This window comes from Micrococcus sp. iso_229 (genome assembly GCF_058072725.1).
Genome location: NZ_CM176514.1, coordinates 2,023,768 through 2,040,191, shown reverse-complemented (window position 1 = coordinate 2,040,191; position 16,424 = coordinate 2,023,768). Strand labels below are relative to the sequence as shown.

Genomic DNA, 16,424 nt, shown 5'->3' with positions numbered 1-16,424 from the left:
TTCCACAGCCCCACCATAGAGGCCGGGGCGGAGGACGGGGAATCGGGGGCCGGGGTCAGCCGGCGGCGTCGTCCTCGACGCGGAGCTGGATCAGCTGCCCCATCCGTTCGGGCAGGTCCCCCTCGGGGGTGCCGACGCTGGCGTGGCGGGCGGCGGCCCGGGCGAGGTCGTCGGCCAGTTCGTTGCCGTGCACCCCCACGTGGCCCTTGACCCACGTGGTGTCCACCTGGACGTCCGCGGCCTGCGCCAGGTCGAGGGCGGCCAGCAGGCGCCGCAGGGTGCGGCGGATGCGCTCGCCCCGGGCGCCGCCGAGGGTGAGCCGCTCGCGGCGGGCGGCGTTGAGCATGGCCAGCGCGGCGCGCGAGTCCGAGTGGATGGTGACCCGGCCGCCGGGGGTGCCCGCCCACGCGCAGATCACGTGCCCCAGCACGAGAGCCTCGAGTTCCACCTCGAGCGGCATCGTGGCCCCGGCCACGGCCTGCACGGCCCACATGCTCGGTCCGGCGACGGCGGCCGCCCCGCCGATGCGGGAGCCGCGCAGCACGGAGCCGTCCACGTACACGTCCGTCACGTCCGCCTCGTCCGCGAACGTGAGGCTGTGGGTCACCCCGGGCAGGTTGCGGCGCAGGAAGCGGTCCGTGCGGCGGCGGGAGAGGAAGACGCCGGAGGAGCGGCGCAGCGCGTCCTCCTCCTCCTGGGCGGCCTCGACGGCCTCGAGCGGGATCCGGGCCGCGCCCGTCTGGGCGACCGTCTCCGGGTCCACGTCCGGCAGCAGGTAGCTGGAGCGCTGCGTGCCCACGGGGGACTCGTCGAGCCGGTAGGAGACCACGCGCGTGTCCACGGGGGCGAGGACCTCGAGCAGGGAGAGCAGCTCGGCGTCCCGGTCCGAGCGCAGCCGCACGATCACCGGGCGCTCCGGTGGCAGGTCGACGGTGACGGTGGACCAGAAGGCGCTCAGATGCGCCGTGCCGACCATCCCGGTGTAGACGTGGCCGCGGACGTCGTCGCCGAGCTCGCGCAGCTCGAGCTCGCGGGCCACGTAGACGATGCCCCCCGTCGTCGGATGCAGGTCCAGGCGGAGGGCGGGGCCGTGGTCCACGCCGGGCAGCATGGCCAGCGGGCTGGCCACCACGCGGACGCCGTCCCGGCGGATCCGGGTGCGCGGCGGGGAGGGGCGGGGGACGACGGGGCCGGTGCGCGTGAGGTCGACGCCGTTCCGGTCCCGCGGGGTGCCCCGAGGCCGGCGGGCACGGACCACGCGCAGCGGGCGGTGCTGCTCCTCCGCCTTGGCGCCCGGGCCACGGAAGTCCCAGCCCACGTCGACGAGCGCCGCGGGGTGTGCGGCCTCGACGTCGTGATGCAGCGTCCGGTCCACGACCGTCCGCGGGTGGTTGATCCGTGCTCCCATGGCTTCGCCGGCTGTGTCGAAGGGGACCGCGCCGGAACTGTGAGCCGGGTCCGGCGGGCCATGCTGGTCCTGCGGCGGTCGGGCGGGATCGCCGTGGACGAAGGGGACGACCCGTCCCGACCTGTTCTGCTCTGGGCGACCTTACCGAGTGCACCTGTGAGGAGGCAGGTCTCCTCTCCTCGGCCTCCCGCGCGGCCGCGTCGGACGAGGCGTCAGAGCGGGTCCGTGCGGTGCCGCTGCACGTCCGGGCCGGTCGGCACGCCGAGCGCCTGCGCCTGCGCGCGCTGCTGCCGCAGGGACACGGTGCCCAGCAGCAGCGCCAGGGCCCGCTCCCCGTCCTCCGGGGTGTCCGCCGCCTCGGTGAGCAGACGGTGCAGGCCGAGGCCGCCCAGCCCGAGCGCGAGGGCGGAGAGCACCACGTCCGCCCCGTCCCGGTGCCGCAGCAGGGCGGCCTCCGCGGCCTCGGCACGGCCCGCCAGGTCCGTGACGCGGCGGGCGCGCACGGTCTCCTCCGCCTCGGCGACGATCCGGTCCGCCACCCGCGCCAGCAGCGACTGCTTGTCTGGCACGTGCCAGTACAGCGCGGAGGCCTGCACGCCCAGCACCCCGGCCACGCGCCGCATGGACAGGTCGCCCATGCCGAAGTCCTGCAGGATCCCGACGGCGGCGTCCACCACGTCCTGGGCGGTCAGCCGGGGGCGGGGTGCAGGCGGGGTCATGCCTGAGAGGCTACCGCCGGGCCGTCCTCCTCCGCCGCGATGCGTCCCCCCGCGCCCAGGCGCACGGTGCGGTCGGCCATCACCGCGGCCTCCGCGAGGTCGTGGGTGACGACGACGCCGGTCGTCCCCGCCGCCCGCAGCACCGTCCGGATGTCCTCGGCCAGGCGCCGGCGCAGGTCCGCGTCGAGCGCGGACAGCGGCTCGTCCAGCAGGAGCACCCGCGGGGCGGGGGCCAGCGACCGGGCCAGTGCCACGCGCTGGGCCTGCCCGCCGGAGAGCCGCTGCACGGGCCGGTCCGTGAGCTCGGTCAGGCCCACCAGGTCCAGCAGCTCGGCCACGCGTGCCCGCCGCCGGGCCCGGTCCCAGCCGGCGGACTCGAGGCCGTACGCCACGTTCCGGCCCACGGTCCGGTGCGGGAACAGCTGCCCGTCCTGGAACACCATCCCCACGCCCCGACGGTGCGTCGGCACCGCGGCCACGTCCCGCCCGTCGAGCTCCACCGTGCCCGCCACGACGTCCTCGAGCCCGGCGATCCCGCGCAGGATCGTGGACTTGCCCGAGCCGGAGGCGCCCACGAGCGCCACGATCTCCCCGGCGGCCACGTCCAGGTCCGTCCCCCGCACAGGGGTGGAGCCGTCCGGGTAGCGGATCGCCACGTCCCGCAGCCGGAGGGAGGCCCCCGTCGTCGTCGGCGTCATCAGAGACCTCCCGCCCCGGCCGGGCCCCGGGGGCGCAGCCGCTCGCACACCAGCATGATCCCGGCACTCAGCACGGCCAGCACCGTGGCCGCCGCGAGCGCCATCCCGTAGTTGTCCGCGCCCGGCCGGCCCAGCAGCCGGGCGATCAGCACCGGCAGGGTGGGCGCGGACGGGCTCGCCAGGAAGCTCGTGGCCCCGAACTCGCCCAGGGACACCGCGAACGCGAAGCCCGCGGCCACGCCCACGCCGCGCGCGAGGAACGGGCCGTCCACCGTGGCCAGCACCCGCCACGGGCCCGCCCCGAGGGTGCGCGCGGCCTCCCGCAGCCGGGGGTCCACCGCCGCGAGCACGGGCACGAGCGCCCGCACCGCGAGCGGCAGCGCCACCACCGCCTGGGCCAGCGGCACGAGCACGCCCGAGGCCGCCAGCTCCGGGAACGCGGCCCGCAGGGACACGACGAAGCCGAAGCCCACGGTCACCGCGGACACCCCGAGCGGCAGGAGCAGGGCGCCGTCGAGGGCCCGCTGGGCCGCCCGTGCCGCGCGTGAGCGGAAGGGCCGGGTCAGCAGCAGGGCCAGCGGCACGGCCACCACGAGCGTCACGAGCGTGGCGTCCACGGCCACCCGCAGGGACTGTTCGAGCGCCTGGGCCGGCGTCGACCCGCCCACGAACCCGCTGCCCGCGCTCGTGGACAGCAGCCGATAGTTGCCCAGTCCCCAGCCGTGGCGGGTGTGGAAGGAGCGCACCACGAGCGTCAGGATCGGGGCCACCACGAGCGCCACCACCGCGAGCATCACGGCCATCGGGACCGCGTCCGCCCGCGTGAGCCGGGCCGGCGGCGTCTCCCGCAGCCGCAGCGCCCGCTGGGTGCGCGCCGCCGTCACGCCGGAGACCACGACGGCGGCCAGCACCACCGCGAACTGCAGCACGGAGAACACCGCCGCGGTCCGCAGGTCCAGGTAGACGGAGGTCTGCACCCAGATCTCCGACTCGAGCGTGCCGTAGCCGGGCCGGCCGAGCGTCTGGACGATGCCGAACGCGGACGCGCAGAACAGGAACACCAGCGCCGCGCTCGCGGCGATCGCGGGGGCGAGCTGGGGCAGCGTCACGGTGCGGAACGCCCGCCACGGCGAGGCGCCCAGGGTGCGGGCGGCCTCGGTCTGGCGCGGATCCAGCGCGTTCCACAGCGCGCCCACCTGGCGCACCACCACGGACACGTTGAAGAAGACCATGGCCAGCACGACGGCGGTGGTCGTCTGGTCCAGCCCGGTGAAGCCGAGCGGTCCGCCGGGGGCGAGCAGGGCGCGGAACGCGACGCCGACCACCACCGTGGGCAGCACGAACGGCACGAGCACGAGGGCGCGGAGCACGGCCCGCCCCGGGACGCGACGCCGGTGCAGCACGAACGCGGTCGGCAGGCCGAGCGCCACCGAGACCACCGTGCCGGCGGCGGCCATGCCGAGCGTCTGGCCGAGGATGCGCCACGTGCGCTCGCGGGCGAGGGTCTCCCCGAAGGCGGCGAGGTCCACGGCGCCGGTGAACGCGTCGGCGTCGCCGCCGATCCCGCGCCAGAGCATGGCCGCCACGGGCCACGCGAAGAAGACGAGCAGGAAGGCGACCGGCAGGACGGCGGCCACCAGCCACCACGGGCCGAGCCCGTCCCCCCGGCCGCGGGCCCGCCGGCGCGGCAGGTCCGTGCCGGGGGCCGAGACCTCGGTGAGCGCGGACATCAGCGCCGGGAGGCCTCGAACAGGGCGGTCCACTCCTTCAGCAGGTCCTCGCGGCGCTCGTCGATGCGGGCGGGGTCCGGGGTGATGGCGTCCTCGACGAGCGGCGCGTTCTGCGCCCACTCCTCGGGCAGCTGCACCGACTCGTCGATCGGGTACATGTACATCGACTCGGGCAGGGCGGACTGGACCTCCTCGGTGAGCAGGAAGTCCACGAACGCCTGCGCGCCCTCGGGGTTCTTCGCGCCCTCGAGCACGCCGGCGTACTCGACCTGCGGGGTGCAGGAGTCCTCGATCACCTCGGTCTCGGGGGCGAACGCGGGGGAGGAGGAGTAGGAGAGCACCACCGGGAACTGACCCTTGCCCTCGCCGCCGGAGAAGTCCGAGTTGTAGGCGTCGGACCAGCTGTCGGCGACCTTGCCGCCGTTCTCCATCAGGCCCTGCCACCAGTCCTGCCAGCCGTCGTCGCCGTACTTCTCGGTGGTGGCCGCGAGCAGCGCCAGGCCGGGGGAGGAGGCCACGGGGGAGGTGGCGACCGTCAGCTTCGCGTACTCGGGGTCGTCGAGCTGGTCGATCGAGGTGGGGGCCTCGACGTCGTGGGCGGTGAACCACGCCGGATCCGTGTTGAAGCACACCTGGCCCTGGTCCACCGGGGTCATGCGGTCCTCGACCATCCGGTCCTGCGCGGAGGCGGGCAGGTCCTTCGGGGTGTAGGCGGCGACGACGCCCTCGCGGACGAGGCGGTGCGCCGAGTGGTCCTCCACGCCGTAGACGCCGTCCACGGTGGGCTCGTCCTTGGCCAGCATGAGCTGGTTCACCACGCTGCCGGCGTCGCCGGGGGCCGTGGTCTTCAGGGTGTAGCCGGACTCCTGCTCGAACTTCTGGACGAGCTCCTGGGGCAGGTTGAACGAGTCGTGCGTCATGATCGTCACCGTCGTCGGCTCGCCGCCGCCGGCCCCGGAGGCGGACGACGACGCCCCGTCGCCGGACGAGCCGGACACCGAACAGCCGGTGAGGGCGAGGGCGGCCACCGAGAGGGCGGCGAGGGCGCGGTGCGGGGTGCGGGACATGGCGGTTCTCCTCTGGGACGGCAGAGGGGCCGGGACGAGGCCGCCACCGAAATCCCGGGACGACGTCGACCGGGAGACTCGACTTCCTTCGCCGGTGCGGACCGGAGCAGGTTCGAGGGTCTGCGGCGGACCGCACTCTCAGCGCCGCGCGGCGCTCCCCTGTCGATGTGGACTGGTCCCGACCCTACCCCGTCCGGCCCGCGCATAGACTGCCCGCGTGAGCGCCGCACAGCCCGCGGGGGTGACCCCGCCCTCCGCCTCGTCGAGTCCCGCCTCCGACTGGGACATCCGCCGCCCCCACCGCATGTGGCCGCGCATGCTGGTGATCGTCCTGACGCTCGCGGGTCTGGTGCTGGTGGTGCAGTTCTTCCAGGGGATCGCCTCCATCGCGGCCCCCGTCTTCCTGGGGCTGAACCTCGTGATCGTGGCCTACCCGCTGCAGGCCTGGCTCATCCGCCGAGGCCTGCACCCCGTGCTCGGGGCCACCACCACCGTCCTGCTGGTCGTCGCGGTGATGGCCGTGTTCGCGGGCATGATGGTGTGGTCCGGCCTCGAGCTGGTGGCGGAGCTGCCGAAGTACACGGACCGCTTCCAGCAGATCGTCCTGGACGTCTCGCACTGGCTCAACGAGCGCGGCGTGACCCCGGACATGGTGTCCCAGCAGCTGGCCTCGATCGACATGAGCACCGTGACCGGGACGGCCGTCAGCGCCATCACGAAGATCGCCACGAATGTCTACGCGGTCTTCGGCCTGCTCGTCACCGTGATCATGGGCATGTTCTTCCTGGCGATGGACTCGATGGACGTCGAACGCCGCGTCCGCCTGCTCAGCACCGCCCGCCACGAGTTCGGCCACGCCCTGGTCGAGTTCGCCCAGGGCGTGCGCCGCTACTGGGTGGTCACCACGGTGTTCGGCCTGATCGTGGCGGTGCTGGACGTGATCGCCCTCATGCTGATCGGCGTCCCGCTCGCGCTCGTGTGGGGCGTGCTCAGCTTCCTCACCAACTACATCCCGAACGTCGGCTTCATCATCGGCCTGCTGCCGCCGGCCGTCCTGGGCCTGGCGGCGGGCGGCTGGTCCGACTTCCTGTGGGTGGTGGTCAGCTACTCGGTGCTGAACTTCGTGCTGCAGTCCGTGATCCAGCCCAAGGTGGCCGGCGACGCGATCGGCGTGATCCCCACCGTCAGCTTCCTCTCCCTGCTCTTCTGGGCCTGGGTCCTCGGGCCGCTCGGCGCGATCCTCGCGCTGCCCTGCACGCTGCTGGCCAAGGCCGTGCTGATCGACGCCGACCCGAACGCCCGCTGGATCAACGCGCTCATCGCCTCGGACCTGAAGGGGATGGAGCGCCGTCAGTCCTCGCTCCTGGAACGGCTGCGCCCGGCGGCCTGGCGGTCCGACGCGCACGGGAAGGACGAGCACCCCACCCCGGAGGACGGCGGGGACGACGACGGCCCCGCGGCGGACGAGGTCACGGGCGGGGCTGGAGCAGCACCAGGTCGTTGAGCGCGCCGGCCAGCCGCAGCAGCGGCGGGGCGGGGAACGACAGCTGGGGCAGCCCCGGGTGCAGTGCCGTGCACGCGGCGGCCGCGGCCTCCTCGCCCGCGGCGTCCTCGAACGCCGGCCGCAGCACCGCCGCGCCCAGCGGCAGCGTGTCCAGGAGGGAGCGGGGGCCCCGCTCGGCCGGGTCGTACTCGGCGGGCTGCGCCGCCCCGGTCACCGTGCGCACGCGCAGGGGCCGGCCGGCGGCGTCGTCGGCGCCCTGCAGGAAGCGCAGCGCCGCCGCGGCGTACGGGTGCTCGGGGTGGAACCGGTCGCCGCGCCAGTGCACGGCGGCCTCGCCGTCGCCCTGCAGGCGCACCCACGAGGCCAGGTGACCGGGCCCGCCCCACGGCCCGGTGTCCGGCCGCGGTGCCGGCGGCACCCACAGCACCCGGGTGATCCCCAGCAGGGCGGCGAACTCGGCGGCCACCTGGCCGGGGGTCCACGCGCCGTTGATCCGCCCGTCCAGCACGGGGTCCGCGGCCACCACGGCCGTCCCCTCGCCGTCGGTCACCCAGGCCCCGCGCGGGGCGCACAGCAGGGGCGTGAGCAGCGGCAGTCCCGCCGCCTCCGCCACGGCCGTCGCGGCCGCGCCGTCGAGCGGTCCGGTCCCGGTCAGTCCCGCGGCGCTGCGCCAGGCGACGGCGGCCAGGCCCTCGGGGCGGCGGATGAAGCTCGGCCCGGTGCGGCCCAGCAGCGGTGAGCCCACGGGCGCGCGCAGCAGGTCCACCTCCGGGGGCACCAGCCGCGCCGCCCCGGCGTCGCGCGGGTGGGCGAGCACGGTGACCGGCAGCACGGCGGCGAGCGTCTCGGCCAGGCCCACGACGGCGTCCCGCGTCTCGTCTAGCAGCGTCGGCACCGGGTGGCGGTGGGGCAGGACGAGCCAGGCCCGCTCGGGCGGATCCTCGGGTCCGGGCACGGGCACGACGACGTCCCGGCGCTCCCGCGCGTCGGTGGGGACGGGGTCGGCGGCGGCCATGGCGGACGGGCTCCTGGGAAGACGGCGGCGACGCGCGGGCGCGCGGCGAGGGGATGTCCATCGAGCATAGGCGTCTGACAGGAAGCCGCGGCGGTTTGACCTGTGACCCGGCACACGTGCAGAGTGCGGCCATGACCGCGATGTTCTCCGCCCAGGACCACGACGATCTCGACCGGGTCCTCGGCGCGACCGGCGGGATCCCCGACCCCGCCGACCTGCACGCCCTCGCCGACGACGCCGTCGCGCAGGTGCGGCGTTGGCTCGCCGAGTCCCGCGACCATGAGGCCGACTTCGCGGCCCGCCAGCTGGCGGGCGCCCTGAAGGAGCCGGGCGGCCTCGACTTCATCGTGCGCTTCGTGGACCACGTGGTCCGCCCCGAGGACCCCGCGATCGCCGCCCGGGCGCTGCGGGAGCTCGCCGGCCGCGCCCCCGGCTTCCTGCCCCCGGCCCTGCGCGCCGTCCTCGGCGTCGGCGGCCGCGCCGCCCCGCTCGTGCCGCGCATCGCCGTCCCCACGGCCCGCCGCGTGCTGCGGCGCATGGTCTCCCACCTGATCGTCGACGCGCGGGACCGGCAGCTCGGCAAGGCCATCGCGGCCCTGCGCGACGAGCACACCCGGCTGAACATCAACCTGCTGGGCGAGGCGATCCTCGGTCAGGGCGAGGCGGACCGCCGACTCGAGGGCATCGCCGCGCTGATCCGCCGCGACGACGTCGACTACGTGTCCGTCAAGGTCTCCGCCGCCACCGCCCCGCACGCGCCCTACGCGTTCGACGAGGCCGTCGCGGACATCACCGAGCGGCTCACCCCGCTGTTCGAGCTCGCCCGGGATCGGGACACCTTCATCAACCTGGATATGGAGGAGTACCGCGACCTCGACCTCACGCTCCACGTGTTCACCGCCCTGCTCGAGCAGCCGGGCCTGCGCGACTACGAGGCCGGCATCGTGCTGCAGGCCTACCTGCCGGACGCGCTCGCGGCCATGGTGCGCCTGCAGGAGTGGGCCGCGCGCCGCGTCGCCGCCGGCGGCGCCCCGGTCAAGGTGCGCGTGGTCAAGGGCGCCAACCTGCCCATGGAGCGGATGCAGGCCTCCCTGACGGGCTGGCCGCTGGCCACGGTGGGCTCGAAGCAGGAGGCGGACACCAACTACAAGCGCGTGCTCAACTACGCGCTCACCCCGGAGCATCTGGCCCACGTGCGCATCGGCGTGGCCGGGCACAACCTCTTCGACGTGGCCCTGGCCCACCGGCTGATCGAGCGCCGCGGCCTCGACCCGGCCGCGGTGGAGTTCGAGATGCTGCTCGGCATGGCCACCGGCCAGGCCGCCGCCGTCCGGGCCGACGTCGGCGCCCTGCTGCTCTACACGCCCGTGGTGCGGCCCGAGGAGTTCGACGTGGCGATCTCCTACCTCGTGCGCCGCCTCGAGGAGGGCGCCTCCCCGGAGAACTTCATGTCCGCCGTGTTCGACCTGGACGCGGACGCGGACCTGTTCGCCCGCGAGGAGGAGCGCTTCCGCGCCTCGCTGCGCCACCTGGACGCGGCCGTGCCCCGTCCGAACCGCCTCCAGGACCGGTCCCGCGGGGAGGACGGGCCGACCCCCGCCCCCGTGGACGGCTTCGCCAACACCCCGGACACGGACCCCGCGCTGCCCGGCAACCGGGAGTGGGCCCGCCGGATCCTCGCGGCCGTCCCGGGCTCGGCCCTCGGGGCGGACACCGTCCGCGCCCACCGCGCCACCACGGCCGACGACGCCCGTGCCGCCATCGCCGCCACCGCCGACCCCGGCGCCCGCTGGGGCGCGCTCACCGGCCACGAGCGCGCCGACGCGCTAGACGCCGTCGGACGGGCCCTGCACGCCGGCCGGGCCCGCCTGCTGGAGGTGGCCGCCGCCGAGACCGGCAAGACCCTGGACCAGGGCGACCCCGAGGTCTCCGAGGCCGTGGACTTCGCGCACTACTACGCGCGCCTGGCCCGCGGCCTGGACGCGGTGGAGGGCGCCCGCGCCGTGCCCGTCCGCCTGACCCTGGTGATCCCGCCGTGGAACTTCCCCGTGGCCATCCCGGTCGGGGGCGTCCTTGCCGCGCTCGGCGCCGGCTCGCCCGTGGTGTTCAAGCCGGCCCCGCAGTCCGAGCGGACGGGCGCGGTCGCGTGGGAGCTGATCGTGGCCGGGCTGCGGGACTCGGGCCTGTTCGACGACGGCGGCCCGCTCGCCGGGCACGACCCCGCGGACCTCGTGCGCCTGGTGACGCTGGCGGACGAGGACGAGGCGGAGGTCGGCGCGGCGCTCGTGACCGACCCGGCCGTCGAGCGACTCATCCTCACCGGCAGCTGGGACACCGCACGGCTGTTCAAGGGGATGCGCCCCGACCTGCACCTGCTCGCCGAGACCTCCGGCAAGAACGCCGTGATCGTGACCCCGTCCGCGGATCTGGACCTGGCCACGAAGGACGTGGTCCAGTCCGCGTTCGGTCACGCCGGCCAGAAGTGCTCGGCGTCCTCCCTCGTGGTGCTCGTCGGCTCCGTGGGCACCTCCGAGCGCTTCCACCGGCAGCTGCTGGACGCCGCCTCGTCCCTGCACGTGGCGCACCCCGCGGACCCGCGCGCCGAGATGGGCCCCGTGATCGAGGCCCCCGGCGAGAAGCTGCGCCGCGGGCTCACCGAGCTCGGCCCGGGGGAGCGGTGGGCCCTGCGCCCGCGGCAGCTGGACGAGACGGGTCGCCTGTGGAGCCCGGGCATCCGCACCGGCGTACGCCCCGGCGCCGACGCCCACCTCACCGAGTACTTCGGCCCCGTGCTGGCCGTGATGACGGCCGAGACGCTCGAGGAGGCCATCGGGATCGTGAACGCCGTGGACTACGGCCTCACCTCCGGGCTGCACTCGCTGGACCGGGAGGAGATCGACGTGTGGCTGCGCGGCGTGCGCGCCGGCAACCTCTACGTGAACCGCGGCATCACCGGGGCCATCGTGCGCCGCCAGCCCTTCGGCGGCTGGAAGCGTTCCGTCGTCGGCCCCACCACGAAGGCCGGTGGGCCGCACTACCTGCACGGCCTCGTGGACTGGGAGGACGCGCGCACGTGGGCCGGCGGAGAGGGACGGCCCGGGGCCGAGGCCGACGGCGCGGGTGCGTCCTGGCTCGAGACCGCCCGCGCCCTCGACACCCACGCGTGGACCACCGTGTTCGGGGTGGCCGCGGACGTCTCCGCGCTCGAGGCCGAGCGGAACGTGCTGCGTCACGTCCCCACCCCGGTCCTCGTGCGCCGGCACTCGGGGCCCGCCGACCACCTGCTGCGCATCGTCTCCGCCGGCCTGCGCGCCGGGGCGCCCATGACCGTGAGCCTGCGCCCGACCCCCACCGCGGAGGGGCCCGACGCGGACGGGCTCTCGGCCGAGGCCGTGCGCGGCCGGGTGGAGGAGTTGGTCCGGTCCGTCCGCACGGAGGGTGCCGGCACGGCCGCGCCGGTGGACGTCGTCGTCGAGGATGACGCCGCGTTCCACGACCGCGCCCGGCGGCTGGCCCTGGTCCCGCCCGCAGCGGAGGGCGGCGGCGACGCACGGATCCGGCTCGTCGCCGACTGGGCCGGCGACCGGGAGGCGGCCGAGGCGGCGCGGCGCGCGCTCCACGCGGCGCTCGGCGACACCCCCGACGTGGCGGTCTACGCTGGCCCCGTGGTGAGCGCCGGCGAGGTGGAGCTGCTGCCGTTCCTGCACGAACAGGCCGTGTCCGTGACCGCCCACCGGTTCGGCACGCCGGACCATCTGACCGAGGGGGTCCTGTGACCCCGAGGAGGAACCTCTGATGCATCTGATCCCCCGCACGATCTGGGTCGTCGCCCGCGCCCGCCGCCGCCCGCGCGCCGGACTCTGGGAGCCGACGACGTTGCCGATGCGCGCCCTGCCCACGGACGTGGACATGGCCCTGCACGTCAACAACGGCCAGTACTTCGGGCTGTTCGACCTCGGCCGCTTCGACGCGATGGTCCGCACCGGCCTGTGGGACGAGATCCGCCGTCGCGGCTGGACGCCCGTGGTGCAGGCCGAGCAGATCGCGTTCCGCCGCTCGGTGACCCTGGGGCAGCGGTTCGACGTGGAGACGCGGATGATCGGCCTGGATGAGCGCGCGGTGTGGTTCGAGCAGCGCGTGGTGGTCGACGGCGACGTCGCGGTGCGCGCGTACATCTGCACGCGCCTGCGCAAGAAGGACGGCCGCCCCGTAGAGAACGACGAGGTCCGGGCGATCGCGGCGGCGGCCGGCCACGACCTCGCGGGGGAGCCGACGCTGCCGGAGTGGCTGCACGAGTGGCGGCGCAGCGTGGCCCTGCCGTCGGCCCGGACGCCCCTGCCCCACACGTGGGACTTCGACACAGTGCAGCGAGGATGAACGTTCGAGTGATATAGGGCACGATGGTCGGGTGAACAACAGACTCCTGATCGTCGCGACCCTCTCGCTGGCCGCGCTCGTCGTCGTGCTGGTGGCCGCCATCGGCGGCGGCGCGTGGTGGGTGCTGGCGGTCCTCCTGGTGGCGCTGCTCGTGCTCGCCGTGTGGGACATGACCCAGAAGCGGCACGCGATCCTCCGCAACTACCCCGTGCTCGGCCACATGCGGTACCTGCTGGAGTCGATCCGCCCCGAGATCCAGCAGTACTTCATCGAGCGCAACTTCGACGGCAAGCCGTTCGACCGGGACACCCGCTCGATCGTCTACGCCCGTGCGAAGGGACTGGACAGCCACAAGGCGTTCGGCACCGAGCGGGACACCTCGGAGATCGGCTACGAGTTCCTGTTGCACTCCACCGCCCCGGTCAACCCGCCGGAGGAGCCCCCCACGGTGCGGATCGGCGGCCCGGACTGCCGCCGGCCCGTGGACATCTCGCTGATGAACATCTCCTCCATGTCCTTCGGCTCCCTCTCCGCCAACGCCGTGACCGCCATGAACAAGGGCGCCGGCCTGGGCGGGTTCATCCACGAGACCGGCGAGGGCGGCCTCACCAAGTACCACCGCGGCAACGGCGCGGACCTGTTCTGGGAGATCGGCTCCGGCTACTTCGGCTGCCGCAACGAGGACGGCACCTTCAGCCCGGAGAAGTTCGCCGAGAAGGCGCTGCTGCCGGAGGTCAAGGGCATCACCATCAAGATCTCCCAGGGCGCGAAGCCCGGCCTGGGCGGCATGCTGCCCAAGGAGAAGATCTCCCCCGAGATCGCCGAGGCCCGCGAGATCCCGATGGACAGAGACTGCCTCTCCCCGGCGTCCCACTCCGCGTTCCGCACCCCGCGCGAGATGGTCAGGTTCATCGAGCAGCTCCGTGAGCTCTCGGACGGCAAGCCGATCGGCATCAAGTTCTGCGTGGGCTCCCGCGTGGACGTGCTGGCCATGACCAAGGCCATCTGGGAGGAGCGGATCGCCCCCGACTTCATCATCGTGGACGGCTCCGAGGGCGGCACCGGCGCCGCCCCGCTCGAGTACTCGGACCGCGTGGGCACCCCGCTGACCGAGGGCCTCATGCTCGTGCACAACGCGCTCGTGGGCACCGGCCTGCGCCACATGATCAAGCTCGGCGCGGCCGGCAAGGTCGCCACCGGTTCGGACATCGTCAAGCGTCTGATCCAGGGCGCGGACTTCACCATGTCCGCCCGCGCGATGATGATGGCCACCGGGTGCATCCAGGCGCAGAAGTGCCACACGAACGAGTGCCCCGTGGGGGTGGCCACGCAGGACCCGCGTCTGATGCGCGCCCTCGACGTGGAGGACAAGGGCAACCGCGTCTTCAACTACCACCGCCTGACCGTGCGCGAGGCCGTGCAGATCATGGCGTCCATGGGCCTGACGCATCCGTCCCAGCTGAACACCCGCATGCTGCGCCGCCGCGTGGACCACCTGAGCACCCGCTCGTACGCGTCCATCTACCACTGGCTGCGCACGGACGAGCTGCTCAACGACCCGCCCGCCGGCTGGGCCATGGACTGGGAGGAGGCGGACGCGGACCACTTCGGCGAGCACGCCCGCGTGGACTACCTCACCGAGCGCGACCCCGAGTGGCGCTCCGAGCTGCTGATCCCGGGCCGCGAGGCGGCCGGCGCCCCCGTGCAGGGCTCCCCCATCTCCGGGACGGGCTCCACGCTCGTCGACGCCCGACGGACCGAGTCCGTGCCGCTGACGACGTCGCCGATGCCGCGCGTCAGCTCGCTGGGTGAGGGTGAGTCGCTGTCCCCGCACGGCGGCCGTCGTGGGGCCCCGCAGGACCCGGCACCCGCCGCCACCGCCGGCGAGACGCCCACCGACGAGAACGAGGGCCTGCCGGCGGAGGCCGGCGAGCGGCCCGAGCGCCAGGACGGCGCGGAGGTCACCCAGCGGGGGACCACCGGCCGCGTGGAGGGCGAGCCCCGCGGCGAGGGCCGCGTCGGCTGACCCGCCCCCGCCCGGCTGACCCTATGTGACCGACGCCCTGCGACATCACCGCCGTTCTGACCGGCGGTGATGTCGCAGGGCGTCGGTCGTCTCGGCGGGGCGGCCCGGGCGCCCGGGCTAGCCTGGGGCCGTGACCCCTCCCGCCCCCGCCGCGCGCCGCCCCTCCGCGGCCCTGCTGTGGGTGCTGCTGGCGGCGATGGGCGCCGGGCCCCTGTTCAACTACGGCGTCTCCGCCTCCGCCACGGTCGTGATGGAGCGGCTCGACGTCACCTCGGGCCAGCTCGGCACCGTGATGACGGTCGTGTTCGCGGCGGCCGCCGTCGCGGGTGACTACCGGGCCGGCTTCGCCGTCGTCGCGGGCGGGTATCTGCTCGCCCTGGGCGTGGTGCTGCTGCTGGGTCGCCACGTGGGCCGGCGGGGCGCGGCCTGACGCGCAGGGCCAGGATCAGACCCACCGCAGAGGACCGCGCTTCAGCGACATCACCGCAGTGCTGCCCTGCGGTGATGTCGCAGCGCCGCGGTCGAACGGGCGTGCGGCGGAGTGCGGGGGTGTGCGGGGCGCACGGAAGCGCACACGACGACGCCCCCGGTCCGTGCGGACCGGGGGCGTCGGAAGCTGTGCGTCAGGCGAAGATCAGAGCTTCGTCACGTTGGCGGCCTGGAGGCCCTTGGGGCCGTCCTGGGTCTCGAACTCGACGCGGTCGTTCTCCTGGAGCTCCTTGAAGCCCGAGCCCTGGATGGCGGAGAAGTGCACGAACACGTCCGCAGAGTTGTCCTCGGGGGCGATGAAGCCGTAGCCCTTCTCAGCGTTGAACCACTTGACAGTACCGACAGCCATGATGGTGTCCTTTCGATGCGCCCCCGCGGTGCGGTGGCGGTGTTGGACCGCGGCCCGGATGTGGGACGCGGGTGAAGCGGCGAGACTGAACCGCTTGCCCAACACTCATCGACGCCGGCTATGCCGGGCTGACGAGCAGTGAAGATGGCGGGATACAGCTTGATCAACTTCAGGCTCCATCATTGCACGGATCTCGCCGACCGGGAACCAGGGGCCCGATTGTTCACCTGGAGTTCGCTCAGAGCGCGCGCAGGCCGTGGAAGAGATTGCGGTGCAGGGCGGCCGGGGGAGCGGCGTCCGTGTGATCCGCGAAGGCCGTCACCTCCAGCAGCACCACCGTGTGGTCGCCCGCCGGGACCTCGGCGTGCACCCGCGTCTCGAGCCAGAGCGAGGAGCCCCCGATCAGCAGGGCGTCGTGCGGGCTGTGGTGCACGTCGAGACCGGCGAAGCGGTCGCCCTCGCGGGAGGCCAGCTGACGGCACAGCGGCGTCTGGTCCGCTGCGAGCAGGGAGACGCCGATCGCCCCGGCCCGGCGCAGGCGCGGCCAGGTGCGGGAGCTGTTCTGCGCGGAGAAGGACACGAGGGCCGGCTCCCAGGAGATGCCCACGCCGAAGGAGGAGGACACCATCACCTCGGGGGTGTCGTCGGCGAGGCCCGCCAGCGCGACGACCCCGGTGGGGAAGGCCGAGAGGCCGGAGCGGAGGTTGCCGAGGGACAGGTCGGTGTCCCACGCGGCGGTGTGGGGTTCGTGGGTCAGGGTCATGGCGCGCGTCCTCTTCCGATGACTGACGCGGCTCCGCAGACGGCGGGAACGCGGATCGCCCGGATCCGCAGAGGCGCGGTACTTGCCCGTCGGGGTGTCCGAGGGGCCGAATCATCACCTGGAGCACCCCACTACTGCGTGAGAGGGTTGCCGTCCCGCCGGCCAGGGCCGTGAATGACGGGAACTCGTGATTCTGGGGACCAGCCTACGGACGGGTCCGTGGGGCGGTCAAAGCACGGCGGTCGCCCGGCGTCATGCGAGCTCCTCCGATGTGACGCT

The 16,424-nt window shown here is 74.4% G+C and carries 13 protein-coding genes and 2 riboswitches; of the genes, 5 read left to right on the top strand and 8 right to left on the bottom strand.

Annotation, left to right across the window (positions count from 1 at the left end):
- Positions 1-55 precede the first annotated feature (55 nt).
- The 5 genes from AC3RKA_RS09440 to AC3RKA_RS09420 all read right to left on the bottom strand — a co-directional run bounded on the left by AC3RKA_RS09440 (position 56) and on the right by AC3RKA_RS09420 (position 5,622).
- Positions 56-1,408 carry an RNase H family protein gene (locus tag AC3RKA_RS09440; RefSeq protein ID WP_489727156.1) on the bottom strand — a complete coding sequence of 451 codons (1,353 nt, stop codon included), beginning with the start codon at positions 1,406-1,408 and terminating at the stop codon, positions 56-58.
- Positions 1,409-1,620: 212 nt separating this feature from the next.
- Entirely contained in the window at positions 1,621-2,127 is a 507-nt protein-coding gene (locus AC3RKA_RS09435; RefSeq protein ID WP_002857997.1) for a TetR family transcriptional regulator, read from the bottom strand.
- Positions 2,124-2,825: an ABC transporter ATP-binding protein gene (locus AC3RKA_RS09430; protein WP_002857999.1), complete on the bottom strand. Its 702-nt coding sequence runs from the start codon at positions 2,823-2,825 to the stop codon at positions 2,124-2,126. Before AC3RKA_RS09430 ends, AC3RKA_RS09435 begins: the two co-directional genes overlap by 4 nt.
- Complete coding sequence (locus AC3RKA_RS09425; protein ID WP_002858000.1) at positions 2,825-4,555, bottom strand: ABC transporter permease; 1,731 nt, start codon at positions 4,553-4,555, stop codon at positions 2,825-2,827. Before AC3RKA_RS09425 ends, AC3RKA_RS09430 begins: the two co-directional genes overlap by 1 nt.
- Positions 4,555-5,622 carry a thiamine ABC transporter substrate-binding protein gene (locus AC3RKA_RS09420; RefSeq protein ID WP_002858002.1) on the bottom strand — a complete coding sequence of 356 codons (1,068 nt, stop codon included), beginning with the start codon at positions 5,620-5,622 and terminating at the stop codon, positions 4,555-4,557. Before AC3RKA_RS09420 ends, AC3RKA_RS09425 begins: the two co-directional genes overlap by 1 nt.
- 66 nt (positions 5,623-5,688) lie before the next feature.
- Positions 5,689-5,793, bottom strand: a riboswitch (TPP riboswitch).
- Positions 5,794-5,839: 46 nt separating this feature from the next.
- Here AC3RKA_RS09420 and AC3RKA_RS09415 point away from each other — a divergent pair.
- Positions 5,840-7,126, top strand: coding sequence for an AI-2E family transporter (locus tag AC3RKA_RS09415; protein WP_216879477.1), 1,287 nt, complete (start codon positions 5,840-5,842; stop codon positions 7,124-7,126).
- On the opposite strand, the gene AC3RKA_RS09410 is transcribed toward AC3RKA_RS09415, so the two are convergent.
- The gene (locus AC3RKA_RS09410; protein WP_002858004.1) at positions 7,092-8,141 is read right to left on the bottom strand and encodes an agmatine deiminase family protein; all 1,050 of its coding nucleotides are present in this window, start codon (positions 8,139-8,141) and stop codon (positions 7,092-7,094) included. The two genes, AC3RKA_RS09415 and AC3RKA_RS09410, sit on opposite strands and share 35 nt — an antisense overlap.
- Before the next feature lie 131 nt (positions 8,142-8,272).
- On the opposite strand from AC3RKA_RS09410, the gene AC3RKA_RS09405 reads away from it, so the two are divergent.
- The 4 genes from AC3RKA_RS09405 to AC3RKA_RS09390 all read left to right on the top strand — a co-directional run bounded on the left by AC3RKA_RS09405 (position 8,273) and on the right by AC3RKA_RS09390 (position 14,974).
- A complete protein-coding gene (locus AC3RKA_RS09405; RefSeq protein WP_489727155.1) occupies positions 8,273-11,917 on the top strand; it encodes a bifunctional proline dehydrogenase/L-glutamate gamma-semialdehyde dehydrogenase in 3,645 nt (1,214 codons plus the stop codon).
- 19 nt (positions 11,918-11,936) lie between these two features.
- Positions 11,937-12,518 (top strand): acyl-CoA thioesterase, encoded by a 582-nt coding sequence (locus AC3RKA_RS09400; RefSeq protein ID WP_002858008.1) that lies wholly within the window; start codon positions 11,937-11,939, stop codon positions 12,516-12,518.
- Between the two features lie 31 nt (positions 12,519-12,549).
- The gene (locus tag AC3RKA_RS09395) at positions 12,550-14,544 is read left to right on the top strand and encodes an FMN-binding glutamate synthase family protein (protein WP_489727154.1); all 1,995 of its coding nucleotides are present in this window, start codon (positions 12,550-12,552) and stop codon (positions 14,542-14,544) included.
- A gap of 130 nt (positions 14,545-14,674) precedes the next feature.
- Positions 14,675-14,974 carry a hypothetical protein gene (locus AC3RKA_RS09390; protein WP_060774867.1) on the top strand — a complete coding sequence of 100 codons (300 nt, stop codon included), beginning with the start codon at positions 14,675-14,677 and terminating at the stop codon, positions 14,972-14,974.
- Positions 14,975-15,178: 204 nt separating this feature from the next.
- Here AC3RKA_RS09390 and AC3RKA_RS09385 read toward each other — a convergent pair whose 3' ends face one another.
- Positions 15,179-15,382: a cold-shock protein gene (locus AC3RKA_RS09385; RefSeq protein WP_002855790.1), complete on the bottom strand. Its 204-nt coding sequence runs from the start codon at positions 15,380-15,382 to the stop codon at positions 15,179-15,181.
- Positions 15,383-15,620: 238 nt separating this feature from the next.
- Entirely contained in the window at positions 15,621-16,145 is a 525-nt protein-coding gene (locus AC3RKA_RS09380; protein WP_002855792.1) for a flavin reductase family protein, read from the bottom strand.
- A gap of 73 nt (positions 16,146-16,218) precedes the next feature.
- A riboswitch (SAM riboswitch) is annotated at positions 16,219-16,338 on the bottom strand.
- Positions 16,339-16,424: the final 86 nt, after the last annotated feature.